17 protein-coding genes are annotated in these 16637 nt (G+C 50.3%); 4 read left to right on the top strand and 13 right to left on the bottom strand.

Going from position 1 to position 16637, the window contains the following annotated elements; all coding sequences use genetic code 11:
* Positions 1–52: 52 nt before the first annotated feature.
* On the bottom strand, positions 53–526 hold the full coding sequence (locus ACYUJT_RS01025; protein WP_460318114.1) for a SprT family protein: 474 nt from the start codon (positions 524–526) through the stop codon (positions 53–55).
* 130 nt (positions 527–656) lie between these two features.
* On the opposite strand from ACYUJT_RS01025, the gene ACYUJT_RS01020 reads away from it, so the two are divergent.
* On the top strand, positions 657–1007 hold the full coding sequence (locus ACYUJT_RS01020) for a hydrolase/acyltransferase (RefSeq protein WP_460318111.1): 351 nt from the start codon (positions 657–659) through the stop codon (positions 1005–1007).
* 75 nt (positions 1008–1082) lie between these two features.
* Positions 1083–1220 (top strand): cortex morphogenetic protein CmpA, encoded by a 138-nt coding sequence (gene cmpA, locus ACYUJT_RS01015; RefSeq protein ID WP_460318109.1) that lies wholly within the window; start codon positions 1083–1085, stop codon positions 1218–1220.
* Between the two features lie 159 nt (positions 1221–1379).
* Here cmpA and ACYUJT_RS01010 read toward each other — a convergent pair whose 3' ends face one another.
* The 3 genes from ACYUJT_RS01010 to ACYUJT_RS01000 all read right to left on the bottom strand — a co-directional run bounded on the left by ACYUJT_RS01010 (position 1380) and on the right by ACYUJT_RS01000 (position 4043).
* Entirely contained in the window at positions 1380–2015 is a 636-nt protein-coding gene (locus tag ACYUJT_RS01010) for an XTP/dITP diphosphatase (RefSeq protein ID WP_460318107.1), read from the bottom strand.
* Positions 2012–2770 carry a ribonuclease PH gene (gene rph / locus ACYUJT_RS01005; protein ID WP_460318105.1) on the bottom strand — a complete coding sequence of 253 codons (759 nt, stop codon included), beginning with the start codon at positions 2768–2770 and terminating at the stop codon, positions 2012–2014. The genes ACYUJT_RS01010 and rph overlap by 4 nt, the downstream gene beginning before the upstream one ends.
* A gap of 211 nt (positions 2771–2981) precedes the next feature.
* Positions 2982–4043 carry a GerMN domain-containing protein gene (locus ACYUJT_RS01000; RefSeq protein ID WP_460318103.1) on the bottom strand — a complete coding sequence of 354 codons (1062 nt, stop codon included), beginning with the start codon at positions 4041–4043 and terminating at the stop codon, positions 2982–2984.
* 156 nt (positions 4044–4199) lie between these two features.
* On the opposite strand from ACYUJT_RS01000, the gene ACYUJT_RS00995 reads away from it, so the two are divergent.
* On the top strand, positions 4200–4766 hold the full coding sequence (locus ACYUJT_RS00995) for a phosphatidylglycerophosphatase A family protein (protein ID WP_460318101.1): 567 nt from the start codon (positions 4200–4202) through the stop codon (positions 4764–4766).
* A gap of 75 nt (positions 4767–4841) precedes the next feature.
* Here the strand turns inward: ACYUJT_RS00995 and ACYUJT_RS00990 are convergent, their stop codons facing one another.
* The 3 genes from ACYUJT_RS00990 to ACYUJT_RS00980 all read right to left on the bottom strand — a co-directional run bounded on the left by ACYUJT_RS00990 (position 4842) and on the right by ACYUJT_RS00980 (position 8051).
* On the bottom strand, positions 4842–5852 hold the full coding sequence (locus ACYUJT_RS00990; protein ID WP_460318099.1) for an MBL fold metallo-hydrolase: 1011 nt from the start codon (positions 5850–5852) through the stop codon (positions 4842–4844).
* Positions 5849–6598, bottom strand: a complete 750-nt coding sequence (locus ACYUJT_RS00985) for a methyltransferase domain-containing protein (RefSeq protein WP_460318097.1) — start codon at positions 6596–6598, stop codon at positions 5849–5851. Before ACYUJT_RS00985 ends, ACYUJT_RS00990 begins: the two co-directional genes overlap by 4 nt.
* Before the next feature lie 193 nt (positions 6599–6791).
* Positions 6792–8051, bottom strand: a complete 1260-nt coding sequence (locus tag ACYUJT_RS00980; RefSeq protein WP_460318095.1) for a peptidylprolyl isomerase — start codon at positions 8049–8051, stop codon at positions 6792–6794.
* Between the two features lie 258 nt (positions 8052–8309).
* On the opposite strand from ACYUJT_RS00980, the gene ACYUJT_RS00975 reads away from it, so the two are divergent.
* Positions 8310–9665 carry a dipeptidase gene (locus tag ACYUJT_RS00975; protein ID WP_460318093.1) on the top strand — a complete coding sequence of 452 codons (1356 nt, stop codon included), beginning with the start codon at positions 8310–8312 and terminating at the stop codon, positions 9663–9665.
* Positions 9666–10030: 365 nt separating this feature from the next.
* Here the strand turns inward: ACYUJT_RS00975 and ACYUJT_RS00970 are convergent, their stop codons facing one another.
* The 6 genes from ACYUJT_RS00970 to ACYUJT_RS00945 all read right to left on the bottom strand — a co-directional run bounded on the left by ACYUJT_RS00970 (position 10031) and on the right by ACYUJT_RS00945 (position 16594).
* Complete coding sequence (locus ACYUJT_RS00970) at positions 10031–10957, bottom strand: nucleoside hydrolase (protein WP_460318091.1); 927 nt, start codon at positions 10955–10957, stop codon at positions 10031–10033.
* On the bottom strand, positions 10933–11889 hold the full coding sequence (gene rbsK / locus ACYUJT_RS00965) for a ribokinase (RefSeq protein ID WP_460318089.1): 957 nt from the start codon (positions 11887–11889) through the stop codon (positions 10933–10935). Before rbsK ends, ACYUJT_RS00970 begins: the two co-directional genes overlap by 25 nt.
* A gap of 19 nt (positions 11890–11908) precedes the next feature.
* Complete coding sequence (locus ACYUJT_RS00960) at positions 11909–13396, bottom strand: bifunctional metallophosphatase/5'-nucleotidase (protein ID WP_460318087.1); 1488 nt, start codon at positions 13394–13396, stop codon at positions 11909–11911.
* 45 nt (positions 13397–13441) lie between these two features.
* The gene (locus tag ACYUJT_RS00955) at positions 13442–14278 is read right to left on the bottom strand and encodes a carbohydrate ABC transporter permease (protein ID WP_460318085.1); all 837 of its coding nucleotides are present in this window, start codon (positions 14276–14278) and stop codon (positions 13442–13444) included.
* A gap of 2 nt (positions 14279–14280) precedes the next feature.
* Positions 14281–15177: a carbohydrate ABC transporter permease gene (locus tag ACYUJT_RS00950; RefSeq protein WP_460318083.1), complete on the bottom strand. Its 897-nt coding sequence runs from the start codon at positions 15175–15177 to the stop codon at positions 14281–14283.
* A gap of 61 nt (positions 15178–15238) precedes the next feature.
* On the bottom strand, positions 15239–16594 hold the full coding sequence (locus tag ACYUJT_RS00945; RefSeq protein ID WP_460318081.1) for an ABC transporter substrate-binding protein: 1356 nt from the start codon (positions 16592–16594) through the stop codon (positions 15239–15241).
* Between the last annotated feature and the right edge of the window lie 43 nt (positions 16595–16637).

Here is a 16637-nt window from a genome sequence, read left to right as displayed (position 1 = left end):
ACATCCTAATGCTTTTTTTGTAGTATATCACATTTCAGAGCCACTGCTTATTTCAATTTTTCTCCTCATAGCTCGACAACTGAAGGATTCCCGTGCACTTTCCACAGCGGTACCGCCGAGGGTCGACGCGACGTTTACGCAAATATTCCATTCCGCAGCTTGTACACTTGAGCATGTACCTATATGGCAAAGGCCTTCTGCCCTGCTCACCGGGCAGTGATTGACAGTATCTGCTCCCCCCCACCCGACTTAATAACGTTTTGAAATCCGAATCCCGGTGCCTGTAACCTTTGCCCAAAATGTGCAAATGATAGTGGCACAGCTCATGTTTGATGATTTTCTCTACTTCCTCAATCCCGAAAGCAGCCAGTTGAGCCGGATTAATCTCAATATTGTGGGACTTCATGAAATATCTGCCGCCTGTCGACTTAAGCCTCCGGTTGAACCTAGCTTCATGGCGAAAGGGCAGCCCAAAGCTGTGAAGCGAAATCTCCTCGACCCAAACCTGCAGTTGTTCATCCGTCATGAAAAATCCTCCCTTCACCTACCCCAAATTACTATTCCTGGCCTTGATCAAACGCTGTTTGTACTTGAATTCTAACTTCCTGTTAAGCTACACTGTCAAGTAGCAATAATTGAAAAGGAGACTGTATAAAATGTCCTTAATGAGATATGTCATTCTACAGCAGGGAAGCGATTTGCGTTTTGTGGAAATGCCTGCAGATTACGCTTACCAACTAAGTGCCCTCAATCTGCGTCTGAACAAGGAGATCGACAAACTAACCGCAGCCCAGGTTCCATCCTTGCCGCAAGCGATTGCCGAATGCGACCAGCTTGATCTGCTGCAAGAATCACTGCAGATTACAAGCGGTTTGAATTACATTAACGAGCTTGAGTCTGCCTTCTCCGCAATACGCGAAGAGAATTATCCCCTGATCTCTTTGCTGACGGAAATTCGCGCGCTTCAGGCCCAACTGGAGCAATGGTACGAGGAAGAAGGCCAATAAAGCTCATGGACCTGCACACTTCACGGCTTCTCCCCATATGCTACGTACATAGGGAAAAGTCGGGAGGAGATTTTATTGCCTAATTGGCTCAGCAACCAGATGATGCGTGCCTTTCATAAAAAGGACCGGCGCCAAATTCGCCTGCTTAATGATTGTTGGTTTTTTTACTATAGCCGCCGCAAAAACAACAATGAGAACAACCAAATTCAATAACATATCGGCCAACCGTGTCATGCCAAAAGCCCCTTTAAGCTCAGCGTTCAGTCCGTCCTTAAGGAAAATGACAGGCTTGTACACGGTCACTTAAAGGGGTCATGATAGCAACACCACGTAATCCAAATTCTCAGAAGTCTCTGCACCGCTAGAGGCTTCTTATTTATTCATGCCCTCCATTTGCTGGGTCAGTTGGCGCAATGCCGCCCCGCGGTGGCTAATTGCCTGCTTCTCCGAGACGGTAAGCTCAGCAAGGGTCTTCTCATACTCCGGCAGATAGAATAGCGGGTCGTACCCAAATCCGCCTCCACCGGCCGGCTCTGACGTAATCCAGCCTTCCACCGTTCCGGAAGCCTCTGTAAACTCCCCTGTTGTTGGGTTATACAGGGCAAGATGGCACACGAAACGGGCAGTACTAAGCAGTGGCTGCTCCGTATCTTCCCCAAGCCGCATGCGCTCCAATTCACTCAGGAGCTTGGCATTGTTGTCTTCATCCGAAGCCCCCTCCCCAGCATAGCGGGCCGAATAAACACCAGGCGCGCCATCCAGCTTGTCTACGCATAATCCCGAATCGTCAGCCAGAACCGTCTGACCCAGGAAATCGCCCACTTCCTTTGCCTTCTTACGGGCGTTCTCCGCAAACGTCTCGCCATCCTCGACCACTTCCGGAACCTCGGGATAGTCGTACATGCTCTTCACGGGCTTGCCCAAAAAAGCAAGCGCATGGGCAAATTCCCTCACTTTCCCTTGGTTTCGCGTGGCTACGATAATGGCCGATTCCTGACTATTGATCATACATCCGCCTCCGCTTGCTTGCTTCCGATCTTCAACGCAATCGGTCCGAGTGCTTCACGCTGAATTTGAATCATTTCGCGAATGCCTTTCTCTGCTAGCTCCAGCATTTTATTCAATTCTTCCCGGGAAAACGGATTCTCTTCGCCGGTCCCCTGTACTTCGACAAACTGGCCTTGTCCCGTCATGACCACATTCATGTCCACCTTGGCCTTGGAGTCCTCGTCATAATTAAGATCAAGCAGCGTCTCCTGGCCGACGATACCGACGCTGACGGAAGCCAGATAATCGGTAATAGGGAATACGGGCAAAGAATGCTTCTGAACGATCTTGTTCACAGCCAGTGCCAGAGCAACGAATGCACCAGTAATCGATGTTGTGCGTGTTCCCCCATCGGCCTGCAGCACATCGCAGTCAATCGTGATCGACCGCTCGCCAAGCGCTTGCAAATCAACGATGGAACGCAGAGCCCTGCCGATCAAACGCTGGATTTCCATCGTCCGACCGCTTTGCTTGCCCCGTGCCGATTCGCGCTGGTTACGGGAGTGGGTTGCCCGGGGAAGCATGGAGTATTCTGCAGTTATCCAACCTTTGCCCTGGCCTTTCATGAACATCGGCACCTTCTCTTCGACGGTAGCCGTACATATTACCTTCGTGTCTCCAACCTCGATGTATACGGATCCTTCTGCATACTTGTTAATATTTACTGTTAAGTTCAATGGCCGCCGCTCGTTTGCTTCACGCCCGTTTATTCTCATCGTAACCCGCCTCCTACGTTTCATGCTGTCTTTACGCTTTCCCTATTCTACCAAAGTGTAAGCATAAAATCACCATTCCATTCCTTCCTGGCGATATATCTATATTCACCCTTCTCAGTACGGATACTCAATAAGCCAAAATACCTTTTATAACAGAACTGGGCTTGCCGCAGCAAGCCCAATAAGTAATCAATGCATTGTCATCAAAACATTATAGAGGGATTTCATTGATGGTTTCCGGTCTAGACACCGGTTCGCTATATTTCTGATTATCGAGCCCAATGACATCCTTTTCACCATTCAACCATATCCGCACCTGATCTTCCTGCGTATTCTCCGTTACGGTAAGAACAAGCGATTGCAGCATTTGGGCGGGAACCCTCTCCCCGGGATCAAACATATCGTCACTGATCGCTACGGTAACTATTCCATCCTGGGATACTTCAACACTGTCGACGCTCGTATTATCGGTAACGACCCGTTCCAGCCCATCCCCCTGAACCGGCCCTTTGATCAACTCATGCAGCGCTGATTGAATCCGGTCGGAGGCACTTGAGACAAAACGAGTCACCGGCACATAATATTGCACCCCATCTGGTGTCGCCGCCGAGAAATACACGGTAACCGGACTACTCAGCGAAAGGCTCGTACCGCTGTTGATTTCCAAGTTGATGCCTAAAGCTCGTGTCAATGGACGATCCAGGGGCGTTCCATCCACGGGCATTTCGTTCAGCTTGGCTCCGTTGACCCAAAGCTGAACCTGTCGAACGTCTGGATTTTCCGTTAACGTCCAGGCAAGAGCCTCCATAATCTTACGCTCATCGTGAGCATCATAATTTCGGAATGGCTCCGTAAATTCAACAATCGCCAGCTGCTGATCCTTCTGCAGCGTAACCGCCTCGACTTCCGTCCCTTCCGGCAGCACTCCTGTAAATCCTTCCGGAATAAGCTTGGCGTAAGGACCGTCCTTTACTAAGCTCTCCAGAGCTCTTGTCAACTGCGTGCTGCCATCCTCATCAGGCAGCCGTAGTGCCACCGGAGCAAGCAAACCGTGGTCGTTCTCCAAATAGACGGTGGAAACTGATCCGTCTGTACTCAGGCTTGTCTGGTCTGCTGCTTCAAAGCTCCTAAGCATCTCATATTCGGCATCTGCAGGCGGAGGATCGATTTGACCCGACGATTTTGCGGCAAAAGGGTTACAGGCTGTCAGCAATAACGGGAGCGCGAGCATTCCCGCTACGGCAGTATTGCGTAATGAGCGGTTCCAATTCATGACCAGGGTCCTCCCTAACATTTTTCTAAGGTTTGTATTACTATATATACGAGCCCCTTCTTGAAAAATAACTAATTTTTCCCGGAAGTGGACAAACTGCATCTTAGCCGAGTCAGACGATTCAAGCACATGAACATATTAGAGGGGTAGAGGTGAATGGGGATGGATCAACCAAAAGCGAAGGTGCCTTACAGTTTGAACAGTAAAAAGGTTGCTGATGCCACCATGGAGTGGCTGCATAAACGCGGGGTGAAACTTAGTGAAATTGCCGAGCTGGTCATGCTGCTGCAGCAGCAGTATTACCCAAGCCTGACTATGGAGGAGTGCATCCACAACGTGGAGCAGGTCCTCAGCAAGAGAGAGGTCCAAAATGCCGTGCTGACTGGCATTCAATTGGATATTTTGGCGGAGAAAGGGTTACTGATTCCAGAGCTGCAGGATATGATCGCAAATGACGAAGGTTTGTACGGCGTCGATGAGATTTTGGCTTTCTCCATCGTTAACGTTTACGGAAGTATCGGTTTTACGAACTATGGCTATGTGGACAAGCTTAAGCCCGGCGTATTGGAACGGTTGAACGATAAAAGCTTAGGACCCTGCAACACATTCCTTGACGATATTGTCGGAGCGATTGCCGCTTCGGCCAGCAGCCGGATCGCACACCGCAAACAGGCCGAACGCGAGAAGGAACGCGGCGAGGAGACGATTGACTCGGACCGCTAAATTTCCTTGCCGGCATAAACAAAGAACAAGCTGCGTAACACGCGGCTTGTTCTTGTTTTATTACCCGTATGACCTTTAAAATGCTCTGTAAGATTCCTGCAATGCCCTAAATCGGAACTCCCCGTTCCCGCCAGCCTCTTCCAAGGCCGTGCGCCCTTGGCGGACAAGCTCGAGTAAATGAGCCAAGGTCTCCGACATCGCAAACCGCATTTGATGAATGCCCAGCTTGGTTCCGAACACGGCTCTGCAAACCTCGAAGCCTGTCAAAGGGCTCTCCTGCAAAAGCTGCTCCATCCGCTCCAACCGCTGCTCATGATGCTGGATCAGCAGGGTAATCCGCTCATTGAAATAATCAAAGGGGCTGCGGTGTCCTGGAAACGCCATACTAACTTCGTATGTACCCAGTCGCTTCAAACCATCCATAAAGGACTGCAGTGGATTCGGTTCGCTGCCTGGCACCAGGCTGATGTTGGGAGATATTTGCGGCAGCACGGCATCACCACAGATCATGATTTTGCTGCTCCGATCATAGTACGACATATGACCGGGAGCATGGCCGCCGCTAACCACCGACTCCCAACTTCTCCCTCCCATGACGATTGAGCTACCTTCCGTTACAAAGGTAACATCGGGGAAGGGCGTCACTTGAGCCATAAAGCTGTGCAAATGCGGAGGCAGCTGACTCAGCCACTCTTCAGGCATGCCATGCTGCCGGAACAGGAGAGGCAGCGCTTCATTGACCGTACTATTCGCTCCCCACATCCGCTCAGCCTCTTCGTAAGACCTTGCGGACATGTAGACTGGAGCTTGGGTCAATTGCTGCAAATACCCAGCCATACCGAAATGATCGGGATGATGATGGGTGATGACGATCGACGCAATATCGCCTGGATGAAGCCCAAGTTCCCTCAAGACCCCTTCCCATTCCTTCTCCGTCACTTCTGTTCGCGGACCTGGATCTATGACAGTGACTCCCTCTGGACCGCGGAGCAGATAGCTGTTCACCTGCCGCAGCGGGGGAGCCATGGTAATCGGAACTTGAATCACGCCGGCTTCGTCCCATTCCTGAAAACGACCGGCCGTCATAAGGATCTACCGACCATGATCATACGAGGGGAGGTTTCCGGGTCATAGGGAATATCGCCGTAGCCCCCGTAAACATGCTCCAATTGCAGGCCGCTTTTCTTCAGCATTTCGGTAAAGTCTTCTTGATTGTACAGCTTGATCCGTTCCAAATAATGCCTTGGTTCATCCGTCATGCCCGAGTTCGAGTCCGTATTCCGGATTGTTATGTGCTTCTTCACATATCCGTTCTGAATGCTGCGTTCTTCCATAATGTGCTGCCCTTCATCCACCCGCTCGGAGCGAGGCACCAAATGCTCCACCGTATATGCTGGATTCAGGAAATCAATAATGAATTTTCCACCCGGTTTCAGCACTCTGCGAATTTCCTTCAATACCTTGATATGCTCCGTATCCTCCTCGAAATAACCGAAGGAAGAGAACAAATTGACGACCGCATCAAAGCCGCCATCGTGTGGCAAGTTGCGCATGTCGCCCTTTAACCAAGTAACGCGGCCCTCGGGATCATTTTGCTGTGCTTCCCGCAGCAGCACGTCCGATAAATCTACTCCCGCAACCTCATAACCCGCTTCAACTAACGCCATAGAGTGCCGTCCCATACCGCAGCAAAGATCGAGCACTTTTGCCCCTTTAGGCAAATCCAGCCAGGAAATCATCGTATGTACTTCACGTTTCGCTCCTTGCACGTCGCGATGTTTATAGACAAGTAAATAATCTTCACCAAAGCTGCGTTCATACCACTCCGCCATCAGAACTACTCCTCCCCTATCTGTACATAAAACTTTCTAATCATAAGGTTATACATAAACCTCGCAACTTGCAATCGAAATTGACATCCGCTTCCAGAGCTTCTTCGCAATCGAGCCGAAATGCAGCGATAGCCAGCATCCCTGTTATGGAGACGCTGGCTATCCTTAAATTGAATTCTTCTTTACTCAAAAATTAGCTTGCGGAATTATCGCTGTTCTCTGTATCCGCATCCGTCAGTTTATTGGTGATCTTCGCTTGGCTCTTCAGTTCATCATACCAATCTCCGAACAGTTCCGACACTTGCTGCGCTTCCAAGCCCTTGCGAATCTCTTCTTTATTTTCTTCAAATGTACCCTCTTTGGCTTCCTTGCGGTCGGTCAATTTGATGACTTTGTATCCATCGTCGGTTTTCACGGCGTCGCTGATTTCATCCTTCTGCAGCTTGAACGCAGCCTCCTCGACGGCTGGCTCTACTTGTCCCCGCTCAAAGAATCCCGTATCTCCGCCCGAATCCTTAGTGAACATATCCAGCGACTTGTCCTTGGCAAGCTCGGCAAAATCCTTGCCGTCCTTCAATTGCTGGATGATCTCCTTCGCCTCATCTTCCGTTTCTACCAATATAACGGAGGCCCGAACCTGTTCAGGAGTATTGAAGGAATCTTTATACGTTTCGAAAGTTTCCTTCACTTCTTCGTCCGTCACAGTTGTTTTGTCCCCAAGCAGCTTGGTCACCATAACATTCAACTCGGCTTCCTGCTTCAAATCGTCGATCGTCATTCCATACTGCTGAAGCATTTGCTCCAGCACCTCGAGACTGCCGAAGGATTTCGTATAATTATCGATTTCGGATTGAATATCTTCTTCCGTCACAACAATCTTCTTCTTCTTGGCCTCCTGCGTGAGCAGCGTCTTCATGACCATCGCATCCAGCGCTTGCTTGGCTTGCTCTCCCCCGTTGGCCTTCACGAGTTCATTATACAATTCAGTCTGCGTAATTTTAGTACCGTTAACTGTGGCCACGACATCCTTCTTGCTATTAAGCTGCGGAAATACCAATGCAATCACAAGTCCGGCGGCTAGGATCAAAGAGATGATCGGCCAAGCTTTGGACGAACCGGTTGAGGGGGGAGGCGTAGATCCAGCCCCTGTATTGGCTTGTCCGTCAAAATAATATTCCGGCCTGGCAGCAGTCTGTGTTGGCTCAATCGCCTCGATCGCTTGCACAGCTTCCGGTTCCGTGAAGTCTATCTCAGCTTCTGCTTCCGTACTGCCTTCAGCAGCCGCTTCAGCCTCATCATTGTTATCTTCTGTATTTACGCCTGCTGCGGTCCCAGCCTCTGTTTCCGATCCCGTTGCTGCTTTATCGGCTGTTGCCGTTTCCGGGGAAGTGCTTCCTTGCTCTAGTTCTGCCCCCTCTAATGATCCCAATTCCTTCTTATCTTTATCATCCATTTACTCAATAACTCCCTTCATCTACTAACGACCCGAGCTCTCGTAATGAAGCTCTCTTTAAAGAGAGTACCAGAATTAGTGAAATCATACATTAAAGAAAAATAAAATTAACGAGACTTTTATTAAAATCTGTTAAATTCACATGACAAGCAATGCTCGCGGTTAGAATAATCATGTCATCTCTTTGTATTCGTGTTAGCGGGCAAAACGTAGTAAACTAAAGGAGTTACAATAAAGTCCGGGAGGATATGATCAACGATGAGCTATGAATCCTATTTTCAAAAACACAGAGAACAGCATTTGGACGAACTTAAGCAATTGCTAACAATACCAAGCATTTCCGCACTATCCGAGCATAAGCCCGATATCGCCAAAGCGGCGGAGTGGATTTCCAGTTCGTTATCGCATGCTGGGCTTGAGAATGTGGAAATCATTCCGACCAAGGGGCATCCGATTATTTACGCAGATCATCTGCATGCACCAGGGAAGCCAACCGTACTCGTCTATGGACACTATGACGTTCAGCCTGTGGACCCGCTGCATTTATGGGAGACTCCTCCATTCGAGCCGACAATCCGGGACGGCAAGCTGTATGCTCGCGGAGCAACGGATGATAAAGGACAGCTGTTTCTGCACATCAAAGCCGTAGAGGCCATTTTAAAGGAAGAGAAGCAGCTTCCGGTCAACATTAAGTTTTGCATTGAGGGAGAGGAGGAAATCGCCAGCCCTAATCTACCGCCATACTTGGGTGATCATAAGGAGAAGCTGGCAGCTGATGTGGTGCTCATCTCCGATACGGCTCTGCTTGAACCTGGAAAACCGGCCATCTGCATTGGGCTGCGTGGCCTGTGCTCCTTAGAAGTCACGGTGCACACCGCCAATACGGATCTGCACTCGGGAACCTTTGGAGGAGGCGTACCAAACGCGCTGCATGCGATCGTTTCCTTGCTGGCTTCGCTCCATGACGACAAAGGAAGAGTAGCCGTGGAAGGATTCTATGAAGGAGTTCCTGAGCTAACCCCTGCCATCCGTGAGGAATTCGCCAAACAGCAGTTCAACGAGAACAAATTAAAAGCCGATCTCGGCCTAGACACGCTCTATGGTGAGGAAGGCTATAACTTCGTGGAACGGACCGGTGCCCGCCCTACACTGGAGCTGAACGGGGTATATGGCGGATTCCAGGGAGAAGGCTCCAAGACCGTTATTCCGAAAGAGGCTCACGCCAAAATTACATGCCGCTTAGTCGGCAATCAGGATCCACAGGATATTTTGGACAAAATCGAGGCTCACCTCAAGCAGCATGTACAGCCTGGCGCCAAGTTGAACATCGTCCAAGTCGAAAAGGCCCGGGCGTTCACCATCGATCCTGCGAATCCAATGCTGCAAAAAGCAGCAGACGCTTACGAACGCGTATATGGCACACGTGCCCTGTTTACGAATGACGGCGGCTCCATCCCAATTGTCGAAACGTTATCGCGCGTCCTGAATGCTCCGGCCGTCATGATGGGCTTTGGACTACCGGACGAGAACCTTCATGCTCCGAACGAGCACTTCAATCTGGAGAACTTCGATAAAGGGCTGTTAACGATTGTAGACTATCTGAAGTCGCTCTAGTACAGGCGAAAACCTTCTAGCACCCTCCGTACGGAGGGGTAGAAGGTTTTTTTCTATAAGATGTTCTAAATAGTTCAACTTATAATAAATGGATTTATAGCAGTTAGTTTCTGCGGCACTGAAGGAAAAATAGATTTAAATGGATTTCATGTCTTTAAAAGAAGGGAGATTGCCAATGTTGGACTGGACTCTTGATTTAGGTTCATAAAATCCATCTAATCCCCTGAACCATTCACTTAGGGCGCGATTAGATACATGAATTCCATTTAGTGTATGACATTTTGATATATGCATCTTATGGCACGGCAGCATAGTGTACAACAGCTTATATCAAATGAATTAATAAATAGGATACAAATTATTTGTTAACTAATCGTCTTCACAAACAAATCCCAGAATGCCTGCTGATCCAGCTTAAGCGGGACATTGGCGTTTGCCAGTTGCTGCGTGACGTCCAGCATGTCGATGACGGACATCCCGTAGGTAAAATCGCCTTTCGTCTCGATATCCACGTGCAGCCATTTCGCCTCGAATATGGACGGGTCGATGCAGTAAGCGATGCAGCAGGGGTCATGAACTGTCGCCCCGGCTAAGCCCAGCTTCAAATTATGCTTCTCATAATCCCCGATCAAATCCAGAATGAATCGAGACATGCGATTGTTTACCCCAGCGAATTGCTCTTTAACCTCCGGAGTTGCCATCGCCTGATTCGTCAGGTCCAGACCGATCATCGTAATTGGGACACCGCAGCCAAATACGACTTTTGCCGCTTCGGCGTCGGCAAAAAAGTTGAACTCCGCCGCCGGCGTAATGTTGCCCATCGTCCCGCCGCCCATAATGACAATTTCCTGGATTTTGGCGGCGATTTCCGGCTGCTTGCGCAAAGCGAGCGCCACGTTGGTCAATGGCCCTATCGCTACGAGCGTAATATCCCCTTCCGACTCCATCAGCGTACGGATAATAAAATCAACTCCATGCTCGGGCACGATTTCTTTCTGGGGAGGCGGCAAGTGAATCCCTCCGATGCCGGAATCGCCATGCACATAATCGGCAAATACCGATTTGCGGACAAGCGGCTGCCGTGCGCCTTGAGCCACGGGAACATGCTCAACTCCCACAAGCTCGCATAAACAGAGGGCATTCCTCGTCGTTTTCTCCACGGATACATTGCCTGCCACCGTCGTGATGCCCAACAGATCAATATGGGGGCTATAGGCCGCTAAAATGATCGCCATTGCATCGTCGATGCCCGGGTCGCAGTCCAATATTATTTTCCGTCGCGTTGCTGCCATCCGATCACTTCCTTCTCTTCGCGTATAAATTCCATGACTTCCTCATACTTCGGCATTCCCGTTTGGGCACCCAGTTTCGTTACCGAGAGGGCCGAAGCCGCTACGGCAAAAGATACGGCATCCTCCAACCCGGCTCCCGTTCCTAACGCATAGGCCAAACTTCCATTAAATGTGTCACCTGCTCCGGTCGTATCCACGACGGAAACCCGGTGGGCGGATTTCTTCTCCATCGTGCCGTCCTCGGTCATATATGCGGCTCCCTCCGAGCCCAAGGTGATGACGACCTGCCCCGGGCCCATCCGAATCAGCTGCTCTGCGGCCGATTTCCAAGCGGTTCCCGAAACCTCAAGTTCTGTCAACAGACCAAGCTCTGAGCGATTGGGCGTAATATAATCCGTGTTCTCCAGCAGCTTCTCAGGAAGACTCTGCGCCGGGGCAGGATTAAGAATGACGATTTTACCATACTTACGAGCCAGCTCAGCCGCAGCCGTGACTGTCTCTACTGGAATTTCCAATTGCAGAACAACAACGTCCGCTTGTGCGAACAATTCCTCATGGAGATACACATCCTCCGGCGTACAGCTTGCATTCGCACCGGGAACGACGACGATCTGATTGTCTCCCTGAACGAGCAGTATCGACGCCATTCCAGTCGATTCCCCCGCAGAAATTCTAACCGCAGCAGCTCCCACGCCATTCTGCTCCAATGACTGTCGTAGCTCCGCGCCAAAAGCATCATCTCCTACAGCGCCAACCATCGTAACCTTTGCGCCAAGCCGGGCAGCGGCTACAGCCTGATTCGCCCCTTTACCGCCAGGAATGAAATGGACCTCTTCGCCCAGCAGCGTCTCCCCTATTTCCGGGGTACGCTCCACCTTTACTACAATATCCATATTCAAGCTTCCGACTACTACAATATTGGGCTGTCTCACTTTTCCGTCTCCTTATCAACTATTGCAAAATAATTCTTCCCTCCACCTTTGGAGCGATCGTTTGTAACTTTTTGATATAGTCCACGACGATTTCCCGTTCAATTACAGAGGTGCTGCGGACGTTCGTCCCTCTTAAAAAGCCGGTAAAGCCGTCGCCGCCCGAGCGAATAAATGCATTGACCGCAATCGTATACGTACCGTCCCGCTCCACCTGACGGCCATTCACGATGGCCGAAGCAACCCGGTCTCCAATTTCCCGCTTCGTATCGATGACGAGCGTAAGCCCGGACTGCTGCAGCACACCGGAAACCATTCCCGCGCTTTGCTCCAGCAAATGAAGAAGATCTGTTCCGCTCATCTCCATTAAATAAATTTCCGAATTGAACGGAACGACATTCATAATGTCTCCGTAGGTAACAATGCCTTGCTCAATATCCGCTCTCAGCCCGCCGCCGACCTGAAAGGCAGCATCCGCATTCGTAAAGTCCAGAACCGCGTCTGTAATAAGATTCCCTAAAGTCGATTCTTCAAAATAATTCCTTGTAAACGCCGCCGTTGCTTGTCCGAGCGGCTGGTCGATCAACACCTTTAGCTTTTCTTCCCAGTAGTCGAGACGGCCGGCCAAAATCGGATCTGCTTCGATTTCATCGGAATAAATCGGCACTAAATATCCTTTGTGTTCCACTATTTTCTTTGCCTCGGCATCGACCGTCAGATTAAGATATCCTACGACTGTTCCTAATCCACGAGTGGATACGAGCAGCGTGCCGGTATTGGCCGCAACATAAGGCTCGGCAATCGATTTATGGCAGTGACCAGCTATCAGCACATCGATGCCTGTCACGTTATTGACAATATACACGTCTTCCTCAAAGTCACGTTCCACGTCCACCTCGCGGTCTTCCGTACCTTGCTCGGCCGGAACGCCCTGATGGGCAAGCACGACGACCAAGTCGACATGCGGTCTGAGCAAATTAACGTATTCTTGGAGAATGGATTCCTGGCTACGGAACTCGAGCTCGGTTACCCGGTCTAGCTGGATCGTCTCGAGGCCCGCTTTTTTACCGTGAATGCCAATCACGCCGATGCGGACATCGCCCGTATCAATGATTTCATAAGGCTTCGCAAACAAAATATTCGTATTTTTATAGAAGATATTGGCCGACAGAAACGGAAACTGCGCCTTACTGAGCAACTCTCGCGCCCTTTGCCAGCCGTGATCAAACTCGTGATTGCCCACGGCAACCGCGTCATAGCCAATATAATTGTACAGATCAATCGGTGCCTCGCCCTCGGTCAGCGTACTGATCGGCGGCCCTGTTAAAATGTCGCCTGCATCAAGCACCACCACGTTCTCCTGCTCGGATCTCACCTTTCTCACATAGCTGGCCAAGTGGGCGGCTCCCCCCATCAGCGGGCTGCCGTTTACCCAAGTCGCTCTTACAGGTTGATCCTGGGCGTGAAAATCATTTGTGTATAGTATCGTCACTTGCTTCAATTTAGTCATCTTCTCTCTCCCCTTATCAATCCTTGTCGCTTTAAGACTTATCTGTTATTTGCCGGAGCCTGCCGACATTCCCTCAATAAATTGCCGTTGAAAAATCATATATACGATAATGCTCGGAATCATACTAATAACGGTACCTGCAAATATGAGCGCGAAGTTGGTCGCATTCTCACCCGTAAACGAGTACAGGCCGATCGACATCGTGAAATTATCATTGGAAATCAACAGTACGAGCGGTGTCAGGAAATCATTCCAAATATTCATGAACGTGAACACGAGCAGTGCGACCAGCCCTGGCTTCGCCAGCGGAAGCATAACCTGCAGGTAAGTTCTCCACTCGCTTGCCCCGTCGATTTGCGCAGATTCCCGCAGCTCGGCCGGCACATCCTTGAATGTATTGCGCATCAGGAAGATGGAGAACGGCAGCGCCTCGGCAGCCGATACCAGCACTACCCCGCTTAGCGTATCAATGATGCCCATCGCCTTGAGTTGGAAAAATACCGGAATGATAATCGCTTGAACCGGCAGCTGCATGCCGATCAGGAATAAATAGAACAACAGATTGCGGCCCTTAAAGGCGAATTGGGCAAAGGCATATCCTGCCGGACAAGCCACGAGCGCCACGAGGATCATGCCCGAAACTGTAATATAGGCGCTATTGAAAAAGTATCTTTTGAAATTCCCCAGATTCCAGGCCTCGAAGAAATTGTCCAGCTTCCAGGAGGCGGGCAGGGCAAACGGATAATTCGCGATTTCAAAGTTCGTCTTGAAGCTGCCCAGAATCGCCCAGAAAATCGGGGCAACGATGACGATGAGCAGCAGGGATAAAACAACGTATAAAATGACCTGCGGATATTTTCGCGTGCTATGGCTGCTGTGCATGGTCACTCCCTCTTTTCCCGGTAATAATTGAATAACACCGTACAACCCATGACAATGAGGCCCAATACTAGGCTGCCGGCCGTCCCGTAGCCTACCTTATTCATACTGAAAGCTGCTTTATAGACATAAGTAGGGACGATTTCGCTCATATAGAAAGGCCCGCCCTGCGTCATGATCCAGACTAGCGCAAATCCTTTGAAAGAATAAATGATCACCATGCTGATGACAATATTCAGCGTATTGCGGAGGCTAGGCACCGTAATGCTCCAGAACTTGCGAAGCGGTCCGGCTCCGTCGATGTCGGCTGCCTCGTAAATCGAATAATCGATATTTTGTAATCCGGCCAAATATAGAATCATATACAGTCCGTAAAACGCCCAGGTGCTGACCACGACGAGCGCCGGAAGCACCGTTAGCGGCTCCCCAAGCCAGTTGCGCGCCAGACTGCCCAGGCCGATGTCGCGTAGGAACTCGTTCAGCAAACCTGCATTCGGATCGTAAATCTTCGTCCAGAGTACGCCGATGACGGCAAGCGAGAGCACTGACGGCAAATAAAAGGCCGCCCGAAAAAACATTCTCCCTTTCCGCACCTTGCTGATCATAATCGACAGCACCAGTGTCGGAATGACGACAAGCAGTAGACTGAGCAAGAGCCATATGACATTATGCATGAGCCCTTTGATGAAAATAGCGTCCTTGGCCAAATTCGCATAATTGTCCAATCCGATGAATTCCATTTGCGGCGACGAGCCGTCCCATTGGAAGAAGCTCAATTGTACCGCTTGTCCTACTGGCCACAGCAGGAAGGTAACATACAGTATAAAGGCGGGAAGTATAAATGATGCGATGACGAGCCTGCGTCTCAGCACCCGGGTCTTTCCCATCGAAGCCGTTTCCATCCTGGTCCCCCCTCTGTCATAACCGACCAGGACTCAGGACGAGTCCTGGTCATAATGTATTTTACTTTTTGGTAATTTTGTAGCCTGCGGCCGTATCCTTCTCTTTGCCCTCCTGAATTTTCTTCGCGGCTTCCAGTGGCGATGTCAAGCCGCCCACGACTCCCTGCAGATTCTGGAAGTAGGCTTCCTTCGTTTCCGGGCCGATAAATACCGCCGGGTTATAACCAGAATCCTGTTCGACCGCCTTCATCGCTTGCTCCAGAAGCTGGCCTGCCGGCTGGATGGACTCCGCGCTCTTCGATACTAGAATGTAGTTGTAGTTCGTATCCGCGAGTACGACTTTGCTGAAATCGGACAGCACGTAGTTGAGCCAAGTGATGGCCAGGTCGTCATTTTCCGCTTTGCTCGGTATAACCCAAGTCGTGCCAAGGCCGCTGGCTGGCGCCGCCGTTTTTCCATCGATGAAGGACGGAATCGTAAACGCGCCCAGATTGTTGTCCACCTTGTTCTCTACTGCGTCGACGATGATTTGCGAGCTGTAGAAGCCGATCGCGGTCTTCTTGTTCAGGAAAGCGAATTTAGCATCTGCTGCCGTCTGGGAGATGGACTCTTTGGCGACATAGCCTTTTTTCACCCATAGCTCCAAAGCTTCGATCGCCGCGACTACTTCAGGATCATCCCATCGGCCGTCGCCGTACAGCAGGTTCTCCATCTTCTCCCGGCCTGCGCCCGACTCGAGAAGTGTCGAGAACATCCAACTGATCGGGAAGCGGTCGCGCGCACCTACGCTAATTGGCGTAATGCCTGCTTCTTTCAATTTGTCGAACGCTTGGATCAACTCCTCCTGCGTCGTCGGTACTTGAATGCCGTATTGCTCGAACATGTCCTTGTGGTAATAAGCCTGCAGCGCATCCATCGAATGAGGCAGCTCGTAAATATGCTCGGAACCGGAAACGAGGTTATAGGCAAACGGCTTGATTTTGTCCTGCCAGCCGTTTTCTTTGTATTCCTCGTCCAACGGCTTGATTAGGTTGGCGTCGGCCAATATCTTTACGCGGCCTGCGCCAGCATTGATAAGCATGGCATCCGGAGGTGTAACCCCGGATTGCAGAATCGTAGTCAGCTTGCCGTTCTCCACCTGCATGTCGCCGGTCGTCAGCTCCACTTTGATGCCTGGATTGTCATTTTCAAAGTTTTTGACGACGTTGGACCAAATATTTTTCTCCAAATCGTTAAAATAGTTCGGAATCATCAATCTTAGCGTTCTGTCTCCACCAGCCTGCTGACTGGAAGCCCCGTTCGACTTGGCACCGCTTTCATTCTGTTTGGAAGAAGACCCTGCTGGCGACTGGCAACCCGATAATACAAGCGCGAAAATCAAAAGCAAACTAGCGATAAGCTGTAATCTTCTTTTCATGCTGTTCTCATACCCCCTGTTGTTTGTGTCAAGCCGGCTTATG

The sequence above is a fragment of the Paenibacillus sp. YSY-4.3 genome, from assembly GCF_054767475.1.
Note: the sequence above shows the minus strand (reverse complement) of the source record. Positions and strands in the feature narration are given on the sequence as shown.